Raw genomic sequence first — 22,555 nt, forward strand, 5'->3', positions numbered from 1 at the left:
GGCGACCGCCGATGACCACGACACCGCAGCACGCGGGCCCGGGCGTGACGAAAGTCCCCTCCGGGCCCGGCGCCCCCGACACCTCGACTCCCCAACTCCCCGCCCAGAAAAGCCCGTTCACCCAAACCATCACACGCCTCCTCCCCCTCTCCCCCGCCCTGATCCTCCTGCTCCTCTTCCTGGCCGGCCCGATCGCGTACTGCGCCTACATCGCCTTCACCGACCTCCAACTCACCGGCCAGGCCCACTCGTCCTTCGTAGGCTTCGCGAATTTCCGCACGGCCTTCAAGGACTCGGAATTCCTGAACGCCGTATGGCTGACTCTGGTGTTCACGGTCCTGTCGTCCCTGATCGGCCAGAACACGATCGGTCTGGCCTTGGCCGCACTGATGCAGCGCGCGTCGAAACCGGTGCGCACGCTCACGGGCGCGATCGTGATCACGGCATGGGTACTCCCGGAGGTCGTCGCCGGCTTCCTCCTCTACGCCTTCTTCCGACGCGAGGGCACCCTGGACGCCATCCTGGTCTGGCTCCATCTCCCCTCCCAGAACTGGCTGTTCACGCTTCCGATCCTGGCGGTGTCCTTCGCGAACGTGTGGCGGGGAACGGCGTTCTCGATGCTGGTGTACTCAGCGGCTCTGAACGAGATCCCCAAGGAGATCACGGAGGCGGCGGAGGTCGACGGCGCGAGCGGCTGGCGCCGGATGTGGCACATCACGCTGCCGATGATCCGCCGCTCGATCGGCACCAACCTGATGCTGAACACGCTGCAGACCCTGTCCGTCTTCGGCCTGATCTGGGTGATGACGAGAGGCGGCCCGGGAAACAAGAGCCAGACCCTCCCCCTCTACATGTACGAACAGGCCTTCCAGAACAGCATGATCGGCTACGCCACGGCGGTCGCGCTGCTCCTGCTTCTGGTCGGCTCGCTCTTCTCGGTGATCTACATGCGCCTGCTGCGAACGGAGGTCTGACCCATGGCACTCACCCTCTCCTCCCGCCGCAAGAGCCGACGCCTGGCGGCGGACGCGGGGCTGCTGGTGGTCGCGGCGACGTTCGCGCTGCCGCTGCTCTGGGTGGTCCTGTCGTCCCTCGACGCCCACGCGGACCTCAAGGTGAAGGCCCCCGACGGCCTGACCCTCGACAACTTCCACGCGATCCTGAACTCGGACATCACCTTCACGCCCCTGCTCAACAGCCTGATCCTGTGCGGGTTCGGAACGCTGCTGACGGTGGTGTGCGCGGCGCTGGCGGCGTATCCGCTGTCGCGGTTCCGGTCGCGCCTGAACCGCCCCTTCCTCCTGACCATCCTCTTCGCGACGAGCCTTCCGATAACGGCGATCATGGTGCCGGTGTACGCGTTGTTCGTGCAGGTGAATCTCATCGACACCATGCAGGGCACGATCTTCTTCTTCGCCGCCTCCCAACTCCCCTTCGCCATCTGGCTGATGAAGAACTTCATGGACGGCGTACCGAAGGAGTTGGAGGAGGCGGCGTGGACCGACGGCGCGTCGTCGCTCCAGTCCCTCGTGCGGATTGTTCTTCCGCTCATGGGGCCCGGGGTGGCGGTAGTGACCGTCTTCTCGTTCGTGATGATGTGGGGGAACTTCTTCGTCCCGTTCATGCTGCTGCTCACGCCGGACCAGATGCCGGCGAGCGTGAGCATCAATGAGTTCTTCGGGAACCGGGGGATGGTGGCGTATGGGCAGTTGGCGGCGTTCTCGGTTGTTTATTCGACGCCGGTGATTTTGCTGTACGTGCTGGTGGCGAGGCGGTTGGGTGGGGGGTTTGCTTTGGGTGGGGCTGTTAAGGGGTGAGGGCGTCGGCCCAGGTGCGACATTGCGCGGCTTCGGTGGGGGCGTTGGCTTGAGCGTAGGCGTCGGCGGCCTGGAGGAGGTGGGCGCGGGCCTCGGCGGGGCGGTCGGCAGCCTCGTAGGCACGAGCCAGGTTTTGGCGAGTCTGGGCTGTTCCGTACCCATCATCAAACTCCTGGCCGACATCCAGAGCCTTGTAGTACGCCTCGATGGCCTCCCGAACCCGCCCCGCCCGGTGCTGGGCAACGCCGAGGTTGTGCCACGCCATAGCCTCACGGTGGCGCTCCCCAGTGTTCTGGAATAGTCCGCGGGCGCGGGTGTGCGCGTCGATGGCCTCCTCCGCCCGACCCGCTGTCCGCAGGGCGCCGCCGAGGTTGTCCCACGCGACGGCCTCGTAGTGGCGGTCTCCGATGTCCTGGGATAGGTCACGGGCGCAGATGTGGGCGTCGATCGCCTCCTCCACTCGCCCCGCCTCCCAGAGGGCGAGGCCGAGACTGGTCCACGCGCCAGCCTCACTGTGGCGATTCCCCTCGGCCTGGGACAGGTCACGGGCACGGGTGAGAGCATCAATGGCCTCCTTCACCCGGCCCGCTGTCCGCAGGGCATTGCCGAGGTTGTCCCATGCGACGGCCTCGCCGAGACGGCTCCCAATATGGTGTGCGGCTTCCCTGGCAGTACCAGCGACAGTGATCCAGTCGTCGAAGTACCGCCGCAATTCCAGATACTCCCTCAGGTACACGGACAGCCGCACCGCCGTGGCCGCGTACCGCTCCTCCCGCGCCCACTGCACCGCCGCCACCAACCCAGCCCGCTCCGAATCCAGCCACGCCAACGCCCCCGCCCGATCTTCGAACCGCTGCGGCTCCGGCATCCCCGGCAGCCACCGCAACCGGTCATCCGCCGCCGTCGCCCACCGGTGGTAGAACCCAAGCACCCGCTCCCGCGCAGCCTCCCCTTCCTCCCGCAACCCCGCATCCTCCTTGACCAACCCCACCTCGAACGCCCGCACCAAGTCATGCAACCGCCACCGCCCACGCCCACTCCCCCGCTCAACAAGATGAGCGCGAGACAACGCATCGAGCACACGCACCGGCGGACTGTCCGCCCCGTCCAGTACGGCGACAACCTCGGCCGTCACCTCGTGCCCCGGAGCCAGGGCCAACAGCCGTAGCAACCGGGCCTGTTCAGCCGACAGACGCCGATACGACAGGTCAAAGGCGGCCCGCACGCTGCGCTCACCGTCGTCAAGGTGCACGAGTCGGTCACCAGACTCGGCGAGTTCCGCCACCAGTTCGGCCACCGGCTTGTCCCGGTCGAGGACGAGCAGGGCTGCGGCGATCTGAAGGGCCAGGGGCAAATGCCCACAGAGCAAGGCGAGTTCGGCAGCCGCCTCACGCTCATTGGCGACCCGCGCATCATCCGCAGCGGCGATCCGCAACGCCCGGTCCAGGAGTTCGTACGCCTCGTCCGGACTCAGCTCACCCAACGGCAGGAGCCGCGCCCCCAGTTGGGGCAACTTGCTCCGCGAGGTGGCAAGCAGCCGGTGCCGCACGCCTCCGGGATGCAAGGGACGCACCTGCTCCGCAGAGGAAGCGTTGTCGGCAAGGACGAGCACGGTCCCCAACTCCCGCTCACGCGCCGCAAGTACCGATCGATACAAGGATGCCCGCGCATCAACCCCGTTGGGAATGTGCTCCGAAGGCGTCCCCAGGGCCCTCAGTAGGGTCTCCAGCGCCTGTTCCGCCGTAACGCGATCATCGTCGTACCCATGGAGATTGACGAAGAGGACCCCACCCGGGAACCACCCCTTGTCACAGGCCTCATGCACCGCCTCCACCGCGAGCGCGGTCTTGCCGATACCGCCGAGCCCGGACACCGCAGCGACCAATACAGCCCCCGGCGCTTCACCACCAGCCGGGTCGAACGCGCCGAGCAGTTCCGCGAGTTGGTCACCGCGGCCGGTGAACCCGGCGACCTTCGGAGGCAGGGAATCCAGCGCGGTGGGCGCCGGCCCGTGCTGGTGGTACTCCGCCTTCGCGGTGAAGGGCCCGTTGAACTTCCCGTCCCGGAAGTCCTGGTGATCCCCGCCGTACTGCTCGCCCATCGTGCCGTCCCCGTGCCGCTGCCCCCGAATCGCGTGCCAACACGGTACGCCCACGGCCGCCGCCCACGATCGCCGTCCCAACCGCACAACCGCCCGAATACACGGCAGTACGTGCGCACCTGACAGACATCGAGAAGCGGGTACACCCCACCGGCACCCGCGGTTCAAGCCGATCACCGCAGGCGCACGTGCTTCTGCAACGTGATCGACTGGCCTGGGACAGGTAAGCAGGAACTCCGCTCAGGAGAAGAAGGGTGGGCGTGGTTCGTCGTGGACTTGGGCGAGGCCTCAGAACGCACGATCAGGGAATAGGGCAGCCGAGCGGCGAGCCGGCGCTGGGCGAGTCGGGCCAGCCTGCGCTGTTCCCTGATACGGGCGCCCGTGTGGTTCTCGTCCAGTGTCGGCATACCGGTCCCCGTTCTGAGCAGCCACTGGAACAGTACCCAGGCCGGGCTGCGCGGGCGCGCCCTTCCGCCCCGACTCCCTCCGGAGTAGGGACGGTTGTGTGTGATCGGATAGGCCGCATGACGACGCCCTCCCGCGCGCTCTATCTCTTCGGCTCCGCAGCCCCGCCCGTCTTCGACATCGTGAAGGTCATCGAGGACGCCCAGTCCCGCGGCTTCGACGTATGCCTGGGCCTCACCCCCACCGCGGCCCGCTGGCTCGAACCCCAACTAGGCGAACTGGCACGGCTGACAGGCCACCCTGTCCGCAGCGAGTACAAGATGCCGGGCGAGCCGGACGTCTGGCCGAAGGCGGACGTGATCGCGTTCGCGCCGGTGACCTTCAACACGATCAACTCATGGGCGTTGGGCCTGACTCACGACTTCGTGGTCGGTGTCGTCGCCGAAGGCATCGGCAGGCACATCCCCGTCATCGCCATGCCCTGCGTCAACTCCGCCTACGTACAGCACCGCCAATTCGAGCGCAGCATCGCCGAGTTGCGTGCCATGGGCGTCCAACTCCTCTACGGCGAAGGCGGATTCGTGCCGAACCAGCCCGGGCAGGGCAGGCCGAAGGAATTCCCCTGGCGGCTGGTGCTAGACGCGGCCGTAGCCGCAACCCGCACCTGAACAACCCAGCCACCCCCACCCCCGGACACCCACCATCGAATTCCCGCCACCCCCCACTTCCCCCCACACCCGATCATCACCCCCACCACAAACGCACTCCCCTTCGACCCCCGCCCAAACACCCGACGCCGATCGAACCGCCGCCGGCAGCCCGAGACCCCCCGCCGCTCCGACGAATGGCAAGGTAGAGCGGCATATGCACCACCCCTCAGCCGCCCCCGCGCTCCCCACAGCCACCACTCAGCGTCACCGAACACCCCCGCTCCACCCCCGGACGATCACTCCCGACCCGCCCCCACGCACGCCCGCGCGACCGAATCCGTACGTTCCTACAATCCGTAATCCTGGCCGAACAGACCGTAGTCACCGCACTCAGGCACCCCTAGCTTGTGGCCCGTGCGCCGACCCCCAGCTCAGCCCAGCCAGTCCACGCCGCCCACACCACCGACTCCGCCCTTCAACGCGCCCGCCGCCCACCGGCTCCGTACCGCGCTCAACATGGGCCCGGAACACGTCGCGTACGGCATGCGTGCCTCGTACGGGCTGCCGTACGTGACGCCTGACCTGGTCATCGCCTGGGAGCGGGGGCTCACCGCGCCCTCCGGGCCCGAACTCACCGCGCTGTCGGGGGTGTTGTGGTGTTCCCCGGCCGAACTCATCGGCAAGCCACGCACGCTGCGTGAGCATCGCCTCGCGCGCGGCCTCGCGCCGGAGGACGTCGCGCGGGCCGTCGGGCTCGAACTCCTCGCGTATCTGCGGATGGAGGAGCACGACCAGTGGCGCGGTACCGAGCGTCAGTCCTCCGCGCTCGCCGATCTGCTCGACCTCGCGCTGCCCGACTTCATCAGCGTCACCGGGCGCGACAGCCGCCTCGCGGAACTGCTGCGCAGCGCGATGACCACTCGGTGGCAGGCGTACGTGCGTCCGATCGGCAAGATCGTGCCTCTGGACCGGCGGCTCCTGGAGGACTCCCTCCAGGAGTTGCACGAGGACTACCAGGCGCAGATGGTGGCCACCCTGAGCTGGGGCGGCGGCAACTCCGCCGTCGAGGCGGGCGAGGCCGGCCGTGACTTCCTCGACCAGATCATCAGCCGGTTCTGGTCCATGGTCGAGAGGAGTACGTATTGAAGAAGGAGCGACCGGAATCCCTCCTGAGCGAACCGGCAGGAACCCCGCTGAGCGAACCGGCTAGAAAACCGACTCCGCCTCGTCCATCCGGTCCTTCGGCACCGTCTTCAGCTCGGTGACCGCCTCCGCCAGCGGCACCATCACCACGTCCGTCCCCCGCAGCGCGGTCATCCGCCCGAACTGCCCCTGGTGCGCGGCCTCCACCGCGTGCCAGCCGAAGCGGGTCGCGAGCACCCGGTCGTACGCGGTCGGTACGCCGCCGCGCTGGATGTGGCCGAGGATGACCGGCTTGGCCTCCTTGCCGAGGCGGCGTTCCAGCTCGTAGGCCAGCGCCGTGCCGATGCCCTGGAAGCGCTCGTGGCCGAACTGGTCGATCTCGCCCTTGTTGTAGTCCATGGAGCCCTCGGCGGGGTGCGCGCCCTCGGCCACGCACACGACCGCGAACCTCTTGCCGCGGGCGAAGCGTTCCTCGACCATCTTGACCAGGTCGGCCGGGTCGAAGGGGCGCTCGGGGAGGCAGATGCCGTGCGCGCCCGCCGCCATCCCGGACTCCAGCGCGATCCAGCCCGCGTGCCGGCCCATGACCTCGACGACCATCACCCGCTGGTGGGACTCCGCCGTCGTCTTCAGGCGGTCCATCGCCTCCGTCGCGACCCCGACCGCCGTGTCGAAGCCGAACGTGCGGTCCGTCGACGAGATGTCGTTGTCGATCGTCTTGGGAACCCCTACGACCGGCAGGCCCGCGTCGCTCAGCATGCGCGCCGCCGTCAGCGTGCCCTCGCCGCCGATCGGGATCAGCGCGTCGATCCCGAAGTCCCGCGCGATGTCCAGCGCGTTCTCGCAGGCCTCGCGGAGGCGGTCGCGCTCCAGTCGGGACGAACCCAGGATCGTGCCGCCGCGGGCGAGGATGCCGCTGACCGCGTCGAGGTCGAGGGGGCGGTAGTGGCCTTCGAGCAGTCCGGCATAGCCGTCCTCGAAGCCGATGACCTCGTCGCCGTAATTGTCGACCGCTCGGTGCACGACCGACCGGATCACGGCGTTCAGGCCGGGGCAGTCGCCGCCTGCGGTGAGAACTCCGATACGCATCGTGCTGTGTCTCCTGCTCGCTGTTGACACCGGTGAGCCGGACCCGATTGTTTCACGTCCCTCAGGGCGACGCCGCTCCCGCCGGACTGGCGGGCGCCTTAACCATCCCCGGAGGTACTGTCAAGAGGGTTCCGCTCACCCAGGTGGGCGATTTTTACGACCGTCGAAACGGGCAGCCAGAAGCCCTGAGAACCAGAAGTCCTCAGAGCCCGAATCAGAACCGGAATCAGAACCGGAAACCGTCAGAATCTGCCGGAAGGGGAGACCACGCGTGACCCGCAGCGTGTACGTGACCGGGATCGACCGCGGCGACGGCCGTCAGGTCGTCGAGCTGGGGGTCATGGAGCTCCTGACCCGCCAGGTCGACCGGGTGGGGGTGTTCCGACCCCTCGTCCACGACGGCCCCGATCGCCTCTTCGAACTGCTGCGTGCGCGCTACCGGCTCTCCCAGGACCCCGCGACCGTCTACGGCATGGACTACCACGAGGCCTCCGCCCTCCAGGCCGAGCAGGGGACGGACGAGCTGGTGTCGACGCTCGTCGACCGGTTCCATCTCGTCGCGCGTGACTACGACGTCGTCCTCGTCCTGGGCACCGACTACGCGGACACCCAGTTCCCGGACGAGCTGTCCCTCAACGCCCGCCTCGCGAACGAGTTCGGCGCCTCCGTCATCCCCGTCGTCGGCGGCCGCAAGCAGACCGCCGAGTCCGTGCTCGCGGAGACCCGGAACGCGTATCGGGCGTACGACGGCCTCGGCTGCGACGTCCTCGCCATGGTCGCCAACCGGGTCGCCCGCGAGGACCGCGACGCGATCGCCGGCTGGCTCGACAACCGGCTGCCGGTGCCCTGTTACGTCGTGCCGGACGAGCCCGCGCTCTCCGCGCCGACCGTCGCCCAGATCACCCACGCCCTCGGCGGCAAGGTCCTCCTCGGCGACGACTCCGGGCTCGCCCGGGACGCGCTCGACTTCGTCTTCGGCGGCGCGATGCTGCCCAACTTCCTCAAGGCACTGACCCCGGGCTGCCTGGTCGTCACCCCGGGCGACCGCGCCGACCTCGTCATCGGCGCACTCGCCGCGCACAGCGCCGGCACCCCGCCGATAGCCGGCGTCCTGCTCACCCTGAACGAGGTCCCGAGCCACGGGATCCTCACCCTCGCCGCCCGCCTCGCGCCCGGCACCCCGGTGGTCTCGGTGGCCGGTACCTCCTTCCCCACCGCCGCCGAACTCTTCTCCCTGGAAGGGAAGTTGAACGCGGCCACCCCGCGCAAGGCGGAGACCGCGCTCGGCCTCTTCGAGCGGTACGTCGACACCGGCGACCTCCTCAAGCGGGTCTCCGCGCCGAGCAGCGACCGGCTCACCCCGATGATGTTCGAGCACACGCTCCTGGAGCGGGCCCGCTCCGACAAGCGCCGCATCGTCCTCCCCGAGGGCACCGAGGCCCGCGTCCTGCACGCCGCCGAAGTGCTACTACGGCGCGGTGTCTGTGAGTTGACCCTCCTCGGCCCCGAGGACCAGATCCGCAAGAAGGCCGCCGACCTCGGCATCGACCTGACCGCAGCCCAGTTGATCGACCCCACCACCTCCGAACTCCGCGACCGCTTCGCCGAGAAGTACGCCAAGCTCCGCGCCCACAAGGGCGTGACCGTCGAGCTGGCCTACGACGTCGTCGCCGACGTCAACTACTTCGGGACCCTCATGGTCCAGGAAGGCCTCGCCGACGGCATGGTCTCCGGCGCCGTGCACTCCACCGCCGCGACCATCCGCCCCGCCTTCGAGATCATCAAGACCAAGCCGGACGCCGACATCGTCTCGTCCGTCTTCTTCATGTGCCTCGCCGACAAGGTGCTGGTGTACGGCGACTGCGCGGTCAACCCCGACCCGAACGCGGAGCAGTTGGCCGACATCGCCATCCAGTCGGCCGCCACCGCCGAGCAGTTCGGCGTCGCGGCCCGGATCGCGATGCTGTCGTACTCGACCGGTACGTCCGGCTCGGGCGCCGACGTCGACAAGGTGCGCGAGGCGACCGAACTGGTCCGGCTGCGGCGGGCCGATCTGCGGATCGAGGGGCCGATCCAGTACGACGCCGCCGTCGAGCCGAGTGTCGCCGCCACCAAGATGCCTGAGTCCGAAGTCGCCGGTCAGGCAAGCGTGTTGATCTTTCCGGACCTGAACACCGGCAACAACACGTACAAGGCCGTGCAGCGTTCGGCCGGCGCGATCGCGGTCGGGCCGGTGCTGCAGGGGCTGCGCAAGCCGGTCAACGACCTGTCCCGGGGCGCGCTCGTCTCGGACATCGTCAACACCGTCGCCATCACGGCGATCCAGGCGCAGTCCCCCGCAGTGCCCACGACCGCATCTCCGACCGAGAAGGCAACCGCCCAGTGAGCCCCGCCCCCGCCCCGACCCGTGTCCTCGTCCTCAACTCCGGCTCCTCGTCGGTGAAGTACCAGCTGCTCGACATGGCGGCCGGCACCCGTCTCGCCGTAGGACTCGTCGAGCGGATCGGCGAGGAGACCTCCCGGTTCAAGCACAGCTGCCTCACGACCGGTGCCGTACGGGAGTCCACCGGGCCGATCCCCGATCACGAGGCCGCTCTGAAGGCCGTGGCCGAAGAGCTGACGAAGGACCGACTCGGGCTGGATTCACCGGAGTTGGCGGCCATCGGGCATCGGGTCGTGCATGGCGGGCTGGTCTTCACCGAGCCGACCGTCATCGACGACGCCGTGGTCACCGAGATCGAACGGCTCATCCCCGTCGCGCCGTTGCACAACCCGGCGAACCTCGTCGGAATCCGGACCGCGATGGCGTTGCGGCCCGATCTGCCGCAGGTCGCCGTGTTCGACACGGCGTTCCACACGACGATGCCGGAGTCGGCCGCGCGGTACGCGATCGACGTGGCGACCGCGGACGCGTACCGGATCCGGCGGTACGGGTTCCACGGGACCTCGCACGCGTATGTGTCGCGGGCGACGGCGAAGCTGCTGGGGAAGGCGCCCGAGGACGTCAACGTGATCGTGCTGCATCTCGGGAACGGGGCGTCCGCCTCCGCGGTGCGCGGTGGGCGGTGTGTGGACACCTCCATGGGGCTGACGCCGTTGGAGGGGCTGGTGATGGGGACGCGGTCGGGAGACCTGGATCCGGCCGTCATCTTCCATTTGATGCGTGTTGGCGAAATGTCCACCGATGAGATCGACACTCTTCTCAACAAGAAGAGCGGTCTGATCGGGCTGTGCGGGGACAACGACATGCGGGAGATCCGGCGCCGGATCGACGAGGGCGACGAACAGGCGGAACTCGCCTTCGACATCTACATTCACCGATTGAAGAAGTACATCGGTGCCTACTGCGCGGTACTCGGCAAGGTGGACGCGGTCGCCTTCACCGCGGGGGTCGGGGAGAACGCGAGTGCCGTGCGGGAGGCTGCCGTGGCGGGCCTGGAGCTGCTGGGGCTCGAGGTCGACGGCGCGCTGAACGCCGTACGGAGTGACGAGCCGCGGCTGATCTCGCCCGCGTCCGGGCGGGTCGCGGTCGCGGTGGTGCCGACGGACGAGGAATTGGAGATCGCGACACAGACCTATGCACTGGTCGGAAATTACAACGCCTGAGCGCATGCCCGCCCATTTGTATCTTCCGCCAGACGGAATATTCCGTAGCGAAACAAACCGATAGGATCGTCCCATGCGCCGTTCGAAAATCGTCTGTACTCTCGGCCCCGCGGTCGACTCCCACGAACAACTGGTCTCGCTGATCGAGGCCGGCATGAATGTGGCCCGTTTCAATTTCAGCCACGGCACCCACGCCGAGCACCAGGGGCGGTACGACCGCGTCCGTGCCGCGGCCAAGGAGACCGGCCGTGCCATCGGCGTCCTCGCCGACCTGCAGGGCCCGAAGATCCGCCTGGAGACCTTCGCCGAGGGTCCCGTCGAGCTGGTGCGCGGTGACGAGTTCACCATCACCACCGAGGACGTCCAGGGCGACAAGACCATCTGCGGGACGACGTACAAGGGCCTGCCCGGTGACGTCTCCCGCGGCGACCAGATCCTCATCAACGACGGCAACGTCGAGCTGAAGGTCCTGAGCGTCGAGGGCCCGCGCGTGAAGACGATCGTCATCGAGGGCGGCGTCATCTCCGACCACAAGGGCATCAACCTGCCCGGCACGGCCGTGAACGTGCCCGCGCTGTCCGAGAAGGACGTCGAGGACCTGCGCTTCGCCCTGCGGATGGGCTGCGACATGGTCGCCCTGTCCTTCGTGCGCGACGCGAGCGACGTGTACGACGTCCACAAGGTGATGGACGAGGAGGGCCGCCGGGTCCCCGTCATCGCCAAGGTGGAGAAGCCGCAGGCGGTCGCCAACATGGAGGCCGTGGTCGCGGCCTTCGACGCGGTGATGGTGGCCCGCGGCGACCTCGCCGTCGAGTACCCGCTGGAGAAGGTCCCGATGGTGCAGAAGCGCCTCGTGGAGCTCTGCCGGCGCAACGCCAAGCCGGTGATCGTGGCGACCCAGATGATGGAGTCGATGATCACCAACTCGCGCCCCACGCGCGCCGAGGCCTCCGACGTGGCCAACGCGATCCTGGACGGCGCGGACGCGGTCATGCTGTCCGCCGAGTCCTCGGTCGGCGCCTACCCGATCGAGACCGTGCAGACGATGTCGAAGATCGTCCAGGCGGCCGAGGAGGAGCTGTTCAGCAAGGGCCTGCAGCCGCTCGTGCCGGGCAAGAAGCCGCGGACGCAGGGCGGTTCGATCGCGCGTGCCGCGTGCGAGATCGCCGACTTCCTCGGCGGCCGGGCCCTGGTGGCCTTCACGCAGTCCGGTGACACCGCCCGCCGGCTCTCCCGCTACCGCGCCTCGCAGCCGATCGTCGCCTTCACGATGGACGAGAGCACCCGCAACCAGCTGACGCTCAGCTGGGGCGTCGAGTCGCACGTCGTGCCGTTCGTGAACAGCACCGACGAGATGGTCGACATGGTCGACGCGGAGATCGCCAAGATCAACCGCTTCAACCCGGGCGACACCCTCATCATCACCGCCGGCTCGCCCCCCGGCGTCCCCGGCACCACGAACATGCTCCGCGTCCACCACCTCGGCGGCGGCGAGCGCGACTGACGCACCGCTGAAGGGCCTTGTACGGCGCTGAGGGCGCCCCCTGTGACGGGGGGCGCCCTCAGCCCTTTCGCCGTGGGGTCACGCGGGCGAGGGTGTTCCGACCGTCTCCCGCAGCCATGCGTCGGCGCGCAGCTCCGGGTGGGTGGTGGTGATCAGCCGGAACGCGTCGGCCTTCGCCCGGTCGGTGAGCTGCCGCAGCTCGGTCCAGGCCAGCTCCGCCACACGCGGCGCGTAGTTCGTCGTGAGGGTGACGGCCTCCGCCGGTCCACGGCTGAGGGAGAACACGTGGCCGCTCACGGTCGTCTCCACCGCGATGCCGCTCCGGGTCTCCAGCTCTCTTCTCGCGTACTCCAGCATGAGAGCGAAGTCGACGACGGGCAGTCCCGGCGTGCGCAGGCCGAGATCCACGCCGTGGACGACGAGCCGTACGTCCGCCATGAAGAAGCTCGCGCAGAAGTCCGCGCCGGTCAGCTCCGGGTGCTCCGGCCGGTAAGGGTGCTCCGGTCGCCGCGCCGGGGACCAGAAGGGGTCGTCGGCGCGGGGCGCGAAGGAGAAGTCGATCATCTGGTCTCCCTTGTGGGGCAGCCGCGCCCCCGACGCCGGACAGGACAGTGCCCCGCCGAGTGCGTACTCGGCGGGGCACTGTCCCTTCGCGGCTCCCGAACGGGCTTGTGGGTGGGCTCAGTTCTGGTAGCTGTGCAGACCGGGGACGGTCAGCGTGCCGCCGAACTGGCCGGCCTGGACCACCTTCACGTTGGTGAAGTAGATCAACGGGATGTTCAGCGGCGGCGGGTTGTCCGGGTCGAACGTGATCGGGATCAGACCGAACAGGTTGCCGGAGATGGACTCCGTGTACATCACGGTGTCGCCGTCGCGGATCGTGGAGGTCGAGCCGGAGGCCGCCTGCACGTGGTACGTCTTGCCGGACTGCTTGTCGTTCACCGTCTGGTGCAGGTCGCCGATGTCGGTGCCGCCGGAGATGACGTACTTCAGGACCTTCTTGACCTTGCCGCTGGCGGTCTTCACCTCGACGACGCCCTGGTAGTCGGCGCCCTTGAGCAGCAGCGAGCTGGCGTTCAGGTACCACGGGTCGTCGGGCAGCAGCACCTTGTTGTCGACGCCGCTGGTGTCGTCCGTGGCGACCGGGCAGTCCGAGGTGTCGGCGCTCTCGCTCGCGGACGGGCTCGGGGTGGCCGTGGCGGTGGCCGCGTCCTCGGCTGCCTTGGTGGTGTCCTCGGCCGCCTTGGACGCCGTGTCGGTCGTGTCCTTCACGGTGTCGTCCACCGTGTCGGTGACCTTCTTCGTCGTGTCCTTGACGGTGTCGGACACGCTGGAGGAACCGTCCGAGGACGCGTCCTTCGTGGCGCTCGCCGAGGCGGACGCGGTCGGCGTCGGGGTGGCGCTCGCCGTGGAGCCGGAGCTCGACGAACCGCCGGTGAGGATCCCGGTGATGGCGTCGCCGATGCTGTCCAGCAGGCCGCCGCTGCTCGCGGACGCGGAGGGCGTCGCGGTGGCGGTGCCGCTCGACGAGCCGCTCGTGTCCGCCGACTTGCTCGCGGACGCGGACGGCGTGGGCGTGGCGGCCTTGTCGTCGGAACCTGAATCCGACGAAGAGGTCTTGCCCGAGTCGGACTTCGCGTCGTCCGTGGCCGTGGCCGAGGGCGTCGCCTCGTCCTTGGACGAGTCGGCGGACTCGCTCGCGGACGTGGACGGCGTCGCCGAGGGGCTCGCCGTCGACCCGGCGAGGGCGGCGACACAGTCCTTGTACTCGTCGGCCGTCAGGCTCTTCGACGACGGCGAGGTCGTCGACCCGTTGTCGGCGAGGGCGAGGGAGGACGTGAAGCCCATCCCCATGATCACGGCGGTCGGCATCGCCACCGTGGCTATCGCCTTGCCGGCGGGCATGTGGAGCCTGGTGAACAGCGGCTTCTTGGGTGCCGCATGCCGCGGCCCGGTTCTCACACGGGACTCGTCCACATCAGTCCCGTGGGTCACCTCGTCAGCCGGCACTGTGCCTCCCGTTCGCCCCGTTGTTCACCGGGCTCGTTCCTGACAGATCGTTCGGCTCGCCCGTACCCTCGGCGGACTCGTACGGCGCGGGCTCCTGGGGCTTGGCGTAGTACGACGCGGAGTCGTGCGGCGCCGCCTCGTACGGTGCGGCCGCGGCCGGGGCGCCGCCCTCTCCCTGTGCCACGTCCTGGAGCGACTGCGGCTCCGGCGGTGCGCCCGGCGCCCACGACACGGCCAGTGCCCCGCCGACCATGGCGAGGAGGAAGCCGATCAGGAAGCCGCCGAGGTTGGACACGGGGATGGACACCAGCGCCAGCAGGATCGCCGCGACACCCGCGAAGGTGCGGACGTGCTTCTGGAACCAGAGGCTGAAGCCCAGGACGACCAGCAGCACGCCGATGATCAGGGACCCGGCGCCCGCGGTGGTGGCCATCGCCAGCGTCAGATGGCCCACCTGGAGGTGTGCGTACGGGAAGTAGGCGATCGGGAGTCCGCCGAGCATGACGAACAGACCGGCCCAGAACGGCCTCGTGCCACGCCAGGCACGAAACTGCAGCCTCCGGCGGGTGAACTGACCGGGTGCGGCAGGAGTCTCGGCGCTCATGGAAAACAGCTCCCTGGTACGGCGTTGCTGTGGTGGAGAGGTGCGCCTTGCGTGAAGGCGCTGGTGGAAGTGGGACGGGCGGGGGCGCCACCGGCTCCCCCGCCCGCCGTCAAGTGCCTAGTAGCACTCGTGGGTGCCGGCCGAGACCGACATCTTCAGGCCACTGAGCTTGAAGGTTCCGGCGGTGGTGGCCCACGCCGTCTGCTTCACTCCGGTCAGCTCGGCCGACTCGGCCTGCTGGGCGAAGCCGTAGGGGTTGGCAGCCTCGCTGCCGCCCTTCATGCCCGGACCCTTGCCGCCCTTGTCGGCGCCCGTGTTACCGGCCGCCACACCGATGTCGATGTTGTGGAACACAGCGTCGGCGCTGAGGTCCTCGACGTCGATGTACAGGTTCGTCGCCTCGACCGGCGTACCGCCGCCGCCCGCCCGCAGCACGAGGCTGACGGACCCGAGCAGCGGGATGTTCGGGGTGACCACCGACTGGCACATGTTGGTGATCGACGCCGACGTGAACGACGAGACGGCGACGGGGTGGAGCGACTTGCTGCCGTCCAGGTTGTAGCCCGAGTCGAGGGCTCCGTACTGGGCGAAGCCCTTGCCGTTGAGCGAGTCAGCCGTCACCTTGAACGACTGGCCAGAAACGCTGAATGACGCGGCGAGAGCGCCCTGCGCGAGGGCCACACCTATACACGCCGTAGCGGCGACGCTGGGCACCATGACCACAGCGAAGCGCTTCCATCTCGTCCCGCCACGCACCTGGGACTCCATATTTCCTCCTTCTCGGACGTACATCTCCTGGCCCTGACTGCCCCCAGTTGGCGGCTCAGCCGGGCAGGGATGGGAGAAGTGCTACGTCCTCGGGAAGGGGAGCGCCCGTCCTCGGAGGCGCGAACCGCGCACCGATCACCGGCGATCACCCCCGAGCGACAACCACTGGTCGCGCCTGACGCACATCACGCACAACCTTGCTGGACAGGCTCCGCCGTACGGCGAAGACCCCCCTGCCCAAGAGCCGACTCCATTGTTCCGGCTCTACTCGGTGGGGACCCAGGAAACTCCGTCGGCCCGACCGGCTGTCGGGGTACGGAAATGGACCGAGCGTCGCCGATCGTGGTGCATTCTCGCCGCCCGCACAAGGGGCTTCGTTACTGGGTAGTAACGGCCGGATAACCGAACAACGACCCGCCGGTATCGGTCGGCGACGCTGGGTGTCATCGTGGGCCAGGACAAATCAGTCGACACCTGGGCGGAATCCGACAGATCAACGCCCCCGACTTACTCCAAGTAACAGCGGCCGCGATTACCAAGATTTGGTAAAGCGCGGCCGCAGTGACACTCCGTCGGCAAATCTTTCACTCCGGCATCACAGGTCACAAGGTTTACCGACTGGTCAGAACCGGCCCCGCGCCCCGCTCAGAACAGCGCCCGCGCCAGTGCCCGCCGGGCCGCCGTCACCCTGGGGTCATCGGCCCCGACGACCTCGAACAGCTCCAGCAGCCGCAGCCGTACGGCGTCCCGGTCGTCACCCACCGTGCGCCGCACGGTGTCGATCAGCCGGCTGAAGGCGTCCTCGACATGACCGCCCACCAGATCCAGGTCGGCGGCGGCGATCTGCGCGGGCACGTCACCCGGCTTCTCGGCGGCCTCGGTGCGCACCTGCTGCGGGTCGAGCGTCGAGACACGGTGCAGCAACTCGGCCTGGGCGAGCCCCAGTTTGGCCTCGGAGTTGCCCGGGTCGTCGCTCAGCACGTTCTTGTACGCCTGCACGGCCCCGCCGAAGTCCCCCGCGTCCAGGGCCTGTACGGCGGCTTCGAGCAGCGCGTCGTACGGTCCCGCCGGCACCTCGGCGACGGCCTCGGGCCGGTCGCCCGGGGCGGAATCGGGGTCGACGTCGAGACCGGTCAGGCCGAAGCGCTGTTCGGCGACCTGGATCAACTGGTCGAGGGTCTGCCGGATCTGCGACTCGGCGGCGGCCCCCTGGAAGAGCGGGAGCGCCTGGCCGGCGACCACCGCGAAGACGGCCGGGATGCCCTGCACCCCGAACTGCTGCATCAGCATCTGATTGGCGTCGACGTCGATCTTGGCAAGGACGAAGCGCCCGTTGTAATCAAGCGCCAGCCGCTCCAGGAGCGGGCTCAGCTGCTTGCACGGCTCGCACCACTCGGCCCAGAAGTCGATGACGACCGGGACCTCGGTGGACCGCTGCAGGACCTCGCTCTCGAACCCCGCCTCATCTACGTCGATCACCAGGTCGGCCGGGGAGACGGCACCGCCGCCGCCCTGCCTGGCGGTCTCGGCGCGCGCCTGCTCCGCCTTGACCTTGGCCTCCTGGGCCGCCTTCACCGCGGCGAGGTCGACGACTCCGCTCATGGACATGTTCCGTGGCTGCATGCGTCTATCCTCCCCCGTCCGCGCGTGTGAATGAAAAGCGTTGTGAAAGCCGGTCTGTTGCAAGCCAGTTGTGAGCTGTTCGGCGCCGGGTCCCCACCCCGCGCCCAGTGGTTACGCTACGACCCGTAGCGTAATAGCACGGGCCCCATCCTGGATACGGATACCCGGTGATCTCCCTCACTGCACCACAGGAACCGCCGGTTATGGTCAAGGGATGCAGAGCAGCACTCCCGTCCCACGCGCCGCGGGACGCCCCCGCAGCGCCACCGCGGACACCGCGATCCTGGCGGCGACCCGGGAGGCCCTGGTCGAACTCGGCTGGTCCAAGCTCACGTTGGGAGACGTCGCCACGCGCGCGGGGGTTGCAAAAACCACCCTCTACCGCCGCTGGGCAGGCAAGAACGAACTCGTCGTCGACGCGGTGGCGGAACTCTTCGACGAACTCCGCCTCCCCGACCGGGGCACACTGGCCGCCGACATCGAGGGCGTGGTCCTCCAGTTCGCGGCGATCCTGGCCCGCCCGGAGGCCAAGAGCGGCCTGATGGCGGTGGTGGCCGAGTCGATCCGCGACGACGCCCTGCGGGACCGCATCCGCGAATCGATCGTCGACCGCCAGAAATGCCTGGTCCTGGAGGGCAGAGCCCGCGCCCAGGCCCGCGGCGAACTCCCCCCGGAATCCGACCCGGAGGAAGCCGCCCGCACAGCCGACCTCATCTTCGACGTGGTAGCGGGCGCGGTGGTCCACCGCACCCTGGTGAGCGCGGAACCGGCCGACGAACGCTGGGTCCACAGCTTCACCCAGGTCCTGCTGCTGGGCCTGACGTCGCTCAGCAACCCCTAGGACCCCCTAGGACCTGTCCGCCGCATACGGCCGCAGACGCAGGCCCGGCACGCACACCGGCGACGCTGCCGCCGACCACCGACTCCCCCGCTCCCGGCTCCACCCACCTCCGCGGACACGAGGCCTGGCAGGCACATCTACGGCGTTGTCATCAGACACCGGGCCCAACACGCACACCTGAGGCGCAGCCGCCGACCGCCCCGACTCCCGCCCTCGGCTTCACCCACCGCCTCGGACGCGGAGCCGGCACCCACACCGGCGACGCTGCCATCGGCCGCCGAGGCCCCCGCTCCCGACATCACCCCCACCGCAGACACCGGGCCCAACACGCACACCTGAGGCGCAGCCGCCGGCCGCCGCGACTCCCGCCCTCGGCTTCGCCCGCCTCCGCCTCGCGGTGTCACGCACCGGGCCCCGCTCACCGGCGCCGATCGGGCCCGCCAATCCCCCGCGACCCGCTCCACCGAACCGGCCCTAGAACCCGGCGGGCTCCGTGTAGACCCCCCACTCGTCCCGCAGCACCCCGCAGATCTCCCCCAGCGTCGCTTCCGCCCGCGCGGCGTCCAGCATCGGGCCGATCATGTTCGAGCCGTCGCGTGCCGCCGCGAGCATCGCGTCCAGGGCCGCCGCTACGGCCGCCTCGTCCCGTACGTCCTTGCGCGTGCCCAGTTCCCGGATCTGGTCCCGCTCCACCTCATGGCTGACGCGCAGGATCTCGAGGTCGCCGGTGACGGAGCCGTGGTGGACGTTGACGCCGACGACCCGCTTGTCGCCCTTCTCCACCGACCGCTGGTACTGGAACGCGGCCTCGGCGATCTCGCCGGTGAACCAGCCGTCCTCGATGCCGCGCAGGATGCCGGAGGTGATCGGCCCGATCGGGTGCTGTCCGTCCGGGTGGGCCCGCAGCCCGCGCTCCCTGATCTGCTCGAAGATCTTCTCGGCGTCCGCCTCGATCCGGTCGGTGAGCTGCTCGACGTACCACGAACCGCCCAGCGGATCCGCGACGTTGGCGACCCCGGTCTCCTCCATCAGCACCTGCTGCGTGCGCAGCGCGATCTCCGCGGCCTGCTCACTGGGCAGCGCGAGGGTCTCGTCCAGGGCGTTGGTGTGCAGCGAGTTGGTCCCGCCGAGGACAGCGGCGAGCGCTTCAACTGCCGTACGGACCACGTTGTTGTACGGCTGCTGCGCGGTCAGTGAGACGCCGGCGGTCTGGGTGTGGAAGCGCAGCCACTGGGCCTTCTCGGACTTGGCGCCGTAGACGTCCCGCATCCAGCGGGCCCAAATGCGGCGCGCCGCGCGGAACTTGGCGATCTCCTCGAAGAAGTCGACGTGCGCGTCGAAGAAGAAGGACAGGCCGGGCGCGAAGACGTCCACGTCCATCCCCCGGGACAGGCCGAGTTCGACGTACCCGAAGCCGTCGGCCAGGGTGTACGCCAGCTCCTGCGCGGCCGTGGAGCCGGCCTCGCGGATGTGGTAGCCGGAGACCGACAGCGGCTTGTAGTTGCGGATGCCGGTCGCGCAGTACTCCATGAGGTCGCCGATGAGGCGCAGGTGCGGCTCGGGCTGGAAGAGCCACTCCTTCTGGGCGATGTACTCCTTGAAGATGTCCGTCTGGAGCGTGCCGTTGAGGACGGCGGGGTCCACGCCCTGCCGCTCGGCCGCCACCAGGTACATGCAGAAGACGGGGACTGCCGGTCCGCTGATCGTCATCGACGTGGTGACGTCACCGAGCGGGATGTCCTGGAAGAGGACCTCCATGTCGGCGGCGGAGTCGATGGCGACCCCGCAGTGCCCGACCTCGCCGAGCGAGCGCGGGTCGTCGGAGTCGCGGCCCATGAGGGTCGGCATGTCGAAGGCCACGGAGAGGCCTCCGCCGCCGTTGGCCAGGATCTTCTTGTACCGCTCGTTGGTCTGCTCGGCGTTCCCGAACCCGGCGAACTGCCGGATCGTCCACGTCCGCCCCCGGTAGCCCGTCGCGTACAGCCCGCGCGTGTAGGGGTACTCGCCGGGCCACCCGATCCGCTCGAAGCCGTCGTACCTGTCCCCGGACCGGGGCCCGTACACCGGCTCTACGGCGTCCCCCGAGAGCGTGGTGAAATCGGCCTCACGCGTGCGTGCGGCGTCGAACCGGGCCTGCCAGCGTCGGCGGCCCTCTGCGATGGCGTCAGCGTCCATACCTTCGAATTTACTAGGACGTCCTAGTAAATGTCGATGGCTGACCGCCGTACGCGACCCGTACGGCGGTGGAAGCGGTGCGGCTCAGACCTTCGCGGCGACCGGAGCCGGCTCGGCGAAGTGCCCCTCCAGCTCGTGGCTGATCTTCCGCTCGACGAAGAACGCGGCCGTCGGGATCGTGCCCGCGAGGAGCACCCAGAGCTGCTTGCCGACCGGCCACTTCGCCTTGGAGCCCAGGTCGAAGGCGAAGAGCAGGTACACGACGTACAGCCAGCCGTGCGCGATGGCGACGACCTCGGTGAAGCTCCCGGCGCCGTCGATCTTCAGGAGGTACTTGGCGATCATGCTCAGGCAGAGCAGGACCAGCAGCACACCCGTGGTGTACGCCAAAACGCGGTAGCGGGTGAACACGCTCTTTTTCATGAGGACGAGCGTAACCACCCGTTCCGGGCGATCTTTCCCCGGGTCGGCCGCCGCCCGAGCCCCCGGGTCACTCCTCGTCGAAGTCCTCCGCGGCGACCCTCAGCGGCCGCAGCATCGCGAAGATCTCCCCGCACTCCTCGGCGTCGTAGGCGCCGAGACCGAAGTCCATCTCCATCAGGTCGCGGGTGGCCGCGTCGCAGACCTCGCGGCCCTTGTCGGTGATGGAGGCGAGGGTGCCGCGGCCGTCGTTGGGGTTGGGGCGCTTGGCGACGAGCCCGGATCTGACCAGCCGGTCCACGGTGTTCGTCACGGACGTGGGGTGCACCATGAGCCGCTCGCCGATCTTGGACATCGGCAGCTCGCCCGCCTTGGAGAAGGTGAGCAGCACGAGTGCCTCGTAGCGCGCGAAGGTCAGTCCGTACGGCCTGACGACCGCGTCGACCTCGGCGAGCAGGATCTGCTGGGCCCGCATGATCGAGGTGATGGCGGCCATGGACGGCACGTTTCCCCAGCGCTGTTTCCAGTGTTCGTCGGCGCGGGCGATGGGGTCGAAAGGAAGGCTGAGCGGCTTTGACACGGCACCAGACCTTACCGGCCGGTCACATCGTGGTCAGCCCCGTCTCGCCCATCGGTCGCGGGAGGTGGCCGCGAAGTTCCGCGAGGCGCCGCGGAGTCGTACCCGTGTGCCCGGTGTCGCGTCGGAGCGGGCCGTGCGCCTTGTGCCAGGATTACTGACTGATTGTCACTGAATGTCACCCTCGCGCAAGGGAGCAGCATGTCCCGGCTGATCCGCACGTTCGCGGCGCTCGCGGTCCTCGGGCTCGCGGTGGGCTGTTCGTCCGCGTCCGACGTCGACGAGGCCTCCGTCGCCGGTGCCCGGTCCAAGGGGCCGATGGGCGACATGACCTTCTGGGTCGACCCGGCGAGCCCGGCGGCCGAGCAGATCCAGATGTGGGAGCGGGAGGGGCGCAAGCAGGACGCCGCCCTGCTCAAGCGGATCGCCGACGAGCCGACCGCCCTGTGGCCGGCCGGTGAGATCGACCCCGGCCCGGTGATCAGGTCGGCGACGGCGGCCGCGCGCCAGGAGGGTCGTACGTCTCTCTTCGTGGCGTACGACATTCCGCACCGCGACTGCGGTCAGCACTCGGCCGGCGGGGCGGGGGACGCCGATGCCTACCGCGCGTGGATCGGGAAGTTCGCCGAGGCGCTGGGTGACGCGAAGGCAGTCGTCGTGCTCGAACCCGATGCCGTCGCGCACATGGTGGACGGCTGCACGCCCGGCGAATACCAGGGCGAGCGGGAGCAGTTGCTGAGCGAGGCGGTCGTCCGGCTGAAGCAGCAGTCGGGCACGAAGGTGTATCTCGACGCGGGCAACCCGGCCTGGATCCGGGACTCTTCGAAGCTCGTGGAGCCGTTGAAGCGGGCCGGGGTCGAGGAGGCCGACGGGTTCTCGCTCAACGTGTCCAACTTCCAGACGGACGCGGTGACGAAGAAGTACGGCGTCCAGCTGTCGCGCGATCTCGGCGGCAAGCACTTCGTCGTCGACACCAGCCGCAACGGCAACGGCCCGCTGGACGGCGCCTGGTGCAACCCGCCGGGCCGCGGCCTGGGCACCCGGCCGACCACCGACACCGGCGAGCAGTCCCTGGACGCCTATCTGTGGATCAAGCGGCCCGGCGCCTCGGACGGCACCTGTGAGGGCGGTCCCGACGCCGGGCAGTGGTGGCCGGAGTACGCCTTGGAGCTGGCGCGCAACTCCAAGGCGTAGCAAGGCACTTCAGTTGGCCACGGTCAAC

20 protein-coding genes are annotated in these 22,555 nt (G+C 69.0%); 9 read left to right on the plus strand and 11 right to left on the minus strand.

Annotated elements, in window-relative coordinates; translation table 11 throughout:
* The first annotated feature begins 11 nt into the window (after nt 1–11).
* Nucleotides 12–974: a carbohydrate ABC transporter permease gene (locus OG504_RS17985; protein WP_405990739.1), complete on the plus strand. Its 963-nt coding sequence runs from the start codon at nt 12–14 to the stop codon at nt 972–974.
* Between the two features lie 3 nt (nt 975–977).
* The gene (locus OG504_RS17990; RefSeq protein ID WP_405974068.1) at nt 978–1,817 is read left to right on the plus strand and encodes a carbohydrate ABC transporter permease; all 840 of its coding nucleotides are present in this window, start codon (nt 978–980) and stop codon (nt 1,815–1,817) included.
* Here the strand turns inward: OG504_RS17990 and OG504_RS17995 are convergent.
* A complete protein-coding gene (locus OG504_RS17995; protein WP_405990740.1) occupies nt 1,807–3,918 on the minus strand; it encodes a tetratricopeptide repeat protein in 2,112 nt (703 codons plus the stop codon). The genes OG504_RS17990 and OG504_RS17995 overlap by 11 nt on opposite strands.
* A gap of 173 nt (nt 3,919–4,091) precedes the next feature.
* Nucleotides 4,092–4,325: a hypothetical protein gene (locus tag OG504_RS18000; protein WP_405990741.1), complete on the minus strand. Its 234-nt coding sequence runs from the start codon at nt 4,323–4,325 to the stop codon at nt 4,092–4,094.
* A gap of 117 nt (nt 4,326–4,442) precedes the next feature.
* Here OG504_RS18000 and OG504_RS18005 point away from each other — a divergent pair, with 117 nt between their 5' ends.
* Both OG504_RS18005 and OG504_RS18010 read left to right on the plus strand, forming a co-directional pair.
* Nucleotides 4,443–4,991, plus strand: coding sequence for a flavoprotein (locus OG504_RS18005; RefSeq protein ID WP_405990742.1), 549 nt, complete (start codon nt 4,443–4,445; stop codon nt 4,989–4,991).
* Nucleotides 4,992–5,489: 498 nt separating this feature from the next.
* Nucleotides 5,490–6,119 carry an XRE family transcriptional regulator gene (locus OG504_RS18010; RefSeq protein WP_405996366.1) on the plus strand — a complete coding sequence of 210 codons (630 nt, stop codon included), beginning with the start codon at nt 5,490–5,492 and terminating at the stop codon, nt 6,117–6,119.
* A gap of 60 nt (nt 6,120–6,179) precedes the next feature.
* On the opposite strand, the gene OG504_RS18015 is transcribed toward OG504_RS18010, so the two are convergent.
* On the minus strand, nt 6,180–7,205 hold the full coding sequence (locus tag OG504_RS18015) for an ATP-dependent 6-phosphofructokinase (protein WP_405990743.1): 1,026 nt from the start codon (nt 7,203–7,205) through the stop codon (nt 6,180–6,182).
* 271 nt (nt 7,206–7,476) lie between these two features.
* Between OG504_RS18015 and pta the strand changes: the two genes are divergently transcribed.
* The 3 genes from pta to pyk all read left to right on the plus strand — a co-directional run bounded on the left by pta (nt 7,477) and on the right by pyk (nt 12,315).
* On the plus strand, nt 7,477–9,591 hold the full coding sequence (gene pta, locus OG504_RS18020; RefSeq protein ID WP_405990744.1) for a phosphate acetyltransferase: 2,115 nt from the start codon (nt 7,477–7,479) through the stop codon (nt 9,589–9,591).
* Nucleotides 9,588–10,811, plus strand: a complete 1,224-nt coding sequence (locus OG504_RS18025; RefSeq protein ID WP_405990745.1) for an acetate kinase — start codon at nt 9,588–9,590, stop codon at nt 10,809–10,811. Before pta ends, OG504_RS18025 begins: the two co-directional genes overlap by 4 nt.
* 73 nt (nt 10,812–10,884) lie before the next feature.
* Nucleotides 10,885–12,315 carry a pyruvate kinase gene (gene pyk, locus OG504_RS18030; RefSeq protein WP_405990746.1) on the plus strand — a complete coding sequence of 477 codons (1,431 nt, stop codon included), beginning with the start codon at nt 10,885–10,887 and terminating at the stop codon, nt 12,313–12,315.
* Nucleotides 12,316–12,393: 78 nt separating this feature from the next.
* On the opposite strand, the gene OG504_RS18035 is transcribed toward pyk, so the two are convergent.
* The 5 genes from OG504_RS18035 to OG504_RS18055 all read right to left on the minus strand — a co-directional run bounded on the left by OG504_RS18035 (nt 12,394) and on the right by OG504_RS18055 (nt 17,320).
* Entirely contained in the window at nt 12,394–12,879 is a 486-nt protein-coding gene (locus OG504_RS18035; protein ID WP_405990747.1) for a hypothetical protein, read from the minus strand.
* Between the two features lie 117 nt (nt 12,880–12,996).
* The gene (locus tag OG504_RS18040) at nt 12,997–14,325 is read right to left on the minus strand and encodes a hypothetical protein (protein ID WP_405990748.1); all 1,329 of its coding nucleotides are present in this window, start codon (nt 14,323–14,325) and stop codon (nt 12,997–12,999) included.
* A complete protein-coding gene (locus OG504_RS18045; protein WP_405990749.1) occupies nt 14,315–14,929 on the minus strand; it encodes a DUF6114 domain-containing protein in 615 nt (204 codons plus the stop codon). The genes OG504_RS18040 and OG504_RS18045 overlap by 11 nt, the downstream gene beginning before the upstream one ends.
* 117 nt (nt 14,930–15,046) lie before the next feature.
* A complete protein-coding gene (locus tag OG504_RS18050; protein WP_405990750.1) occupies nt 15,047–15,697 on the minus strand; it encodes a DUF6230 family protein in 651 nt (216 codons plus the stop codon).
* A 645-nt stretch (nt 15,698–16,342) separates the two neighbouring features.
* On the minus strand, nt 16,343–17,320 hold the full coding sequence (locus OG504_RS18055) for a tetratricopeptide repeat protein (RefSeq protein WP_405990751.1): 978 nt from the start codon (nt 17,318–17,320) through the stop codon (nt 16,343–16,345).
* A gap of 214 nt (nt 17,321–17,534) precedes the next feature.
* Between OG504_RS18055 and OG504_RS18060 the strand changes: the two genes are divergently transcribed.
* Nucleotides 17,535–18,161 carry a TetR/AcrR family transcriptional regulator gene (locus tag OG504_RS18060; protein ID WP_405990752.1) on the plus strand — a complete coding sequence of 209 codons (627 nt, stop codon included), beginning with the start codon at nt 17,535–17,537 and terminating at the stop codon, nt 18,159–18,161.
* A 474-nt stretch (nt 18,162–18,635) separates the two neighbouring features.
* On the opposite strand, the gene OG504_RS18065 is transcribed toward OG504_RS18060, so the two are convergent.
* The 3 genes from OG504_RS18065 to OG504_RS18075 all read right to left on the minus strand — a co-directional run bounded on the left by OG504_RS18065 (nt 18,636) and on the right by OG504_RS18075 (nt 21,336).
* Complete coding sequence (locus tag OG504_RS18065) at nt 18,636–20,336, minus strand: methylmalonyl-CoA mutase (RefSeq protein WP_405990753.1); 1,701 nt, start codon at nt 20,334–20,336, stop codon at nt 18,636–18,638.
* A gap of 84 nt (nt 20,337–20,420) precedes the next feature.
* Entirely contained in the window at nt 20,421–20,759 is a 339-nt protein-coding gene (locus tag OG504_RS18070) for a DUF3817 domain-containing protein (RefSeq protein ID WP_318018875.1), read from the minus strand.
* A 67-nt stretch (nt 20,760–20,826) separates the two neighbouring features.
* Nucleotides 20,827–21,336 (minus strand): MarR family winged helix-turn-helix transcriptional regulator, encoded by a 510-nt coding sequence (locus OG504_RS18075; protein WP_405974060.1) that lies wholly within the window; start codon nt 21,334–21,336, stop codon nt 20,827–20,829.
* Between the two features lie 198 nt (nt 21,337–21,534).
* On the opposite strand from OG504_RS18075, the gene OG504_RS18080 reads away from it, so the two are divergent.
* On the plus strand, nt 21,535–22,527 hold the full coding sequence (locus tag OG504_RS18080; protein ID WP_405990754.1) for a glycoside hydrolase family 6 protein: 993 nt from the start codon (nt 21,535–21,537) through the stop codon (nt 22,525–22,527).
* Nucleotides 22,528–22,555: the final 28 nt, after the last annotated feature.

This window comes from Streptomyces sp. NBC_00986, from assembly GCF_045162565.1.
In the GTDB taxonomy this organism is placed as follows: domain Bacteria; phylum Actinomycetota; class Actinomycetes; order Streptomycetales; family Streptomycetaceae; genus Streptomyces.